Source organism: Vibrio sp. Vb1554 (assembly GCF_033344235.1).
Genome location: NZ_JAWPOJ010000274.1, coordinates 1 through 1,226, shown reverse-complemented (window position 1 = coordinate 1,226; position 1,226 = coordinate 1). Strand labels below are relative to the sequence as shown.

Here is a 1,226-nt window from a genome sequence, read left to right as displayed (position 1 = left end):
CAATTAATCGCTATCTGTGAAGTGGTGGGCGATAAGTTTGAGTAAGTTCATGCTTCATAAAGATTTGGCTGGCGACCACGCTACCGCAAGTCACCAGAATTAACGCGATCCAAGTTAGCGAATCCGGTTGTTCGCCAAAGATTGGAACGGCAAGCAACGTTGCGACAACGGGAGTGAGAGATCCAAATGCGGCGCTGGCTTCAGCGCCAATGATTTTTATGGCATAGATAAACGTAAACGATGCGATAAGCCCTGCGCCGACACCTTGTAGCATTGCATGGCTAAACAGCTCCTCCCAAGGCCAACTCGAGATAGGCGTTACCGCTAAATAACTGTCTATCCAACCGAACCCGACTGCGATGATAAGCATAAGTAACGAGACAATGGCGACAAAACCCGCGCATACATAAGCGTTGAGGTTGGCTACGCGTGCACTGATAGTAAAAACCGCCCACATCAAGCTGCCAACTAAAAACATCGCGTGCCCTTGAAGTTGAGACCAGTTGTATTCCTCCCCGATATTAGATAGCAGAAACACAAAAATACCCAGCAGTACGGTGGAAAGACCAATAATGCGGTGATGACTCAGCGATTGTTGATAGAACAAGACTGCAATGGCAGAAACAAACAAAGGCAACGTGCCAGGTATTAAGGCGCTACCATGCGCGACGGGAGCGAAATGCATGGCAGTGCCCGCTACAAGTAAATAAGGTAAACCGCTACCCAAGACAATACCAGTAAGGTATTTGTTGGGAACGGCTTTTAGGGCGGCTTTATGTTTCATTACAAAAGGCAACAAGATTAGGCTAGGAACGAGAAAGCGCACCAAAGCAATATCAGCAGGTTGCAGTGCCGAAATTGCCCCACCTTTGAGCGAAATGAAAAAACCAGACCAAAGCAGTACGGTCACTAAAATTGCAGCGTATCCCAAAATCATCGTTGTCGCGTCCATGTGTAAAGTTCGCTGTAATTATTGAACGAAACTGACGCATCATGTTGGCAAAATGTGACGTACTTTGTTTCAGTATTGGTGTTAAACTGCGTTCAATTAATTCAATTTAGTAATTTTTGGCAAAGGGAGTTGGCATGGACAAAATTGATAGGCAGTTACTTCATCTCATACAGAAAGACGCCACATTAACGACAACGGAGCTTGCTGACCAAGTAGGGCTCTCTGCTTCACCATGTGCGAGGCGCTTAAAACGTCTTGAACAAGAAGGGGTTAT

The 1,226-nt window shown here is 46.1% G+C and carries 2 protein-coding genes; one reads left to right on the top strand and one right to left on the bottom strand.

Annotation, left to right across the window (positions count from 1 at the left end; translation table 11 throughout):
• Window positions 1-10 precede the first annotated feature (10 nt).
• Window positions 11-937 (bottom strand): DMT family transporter, encoded by a 927-nt coding sequence (locus R8N28_RS25605; protein ID WP_024700028.1) that lies wholly within the window; start codon window positions 935-937, stop codon window positions 11-13.
• 149 nt (window positions 938-1,086) lie between these two features.
• On the opposite strand from R8N28_RS25605, the gene R8N28_RS25600 reads away from it, so the two are divergent.
• Window positions 1,087-1,226 (top strand): Lrp/AsnC family transcriptional regulator (locus tag R8N28_RS25600; RefSeq protein WP_318183708.1); only part of this gene is annotated, 140 nt, incomplete at its 3' end.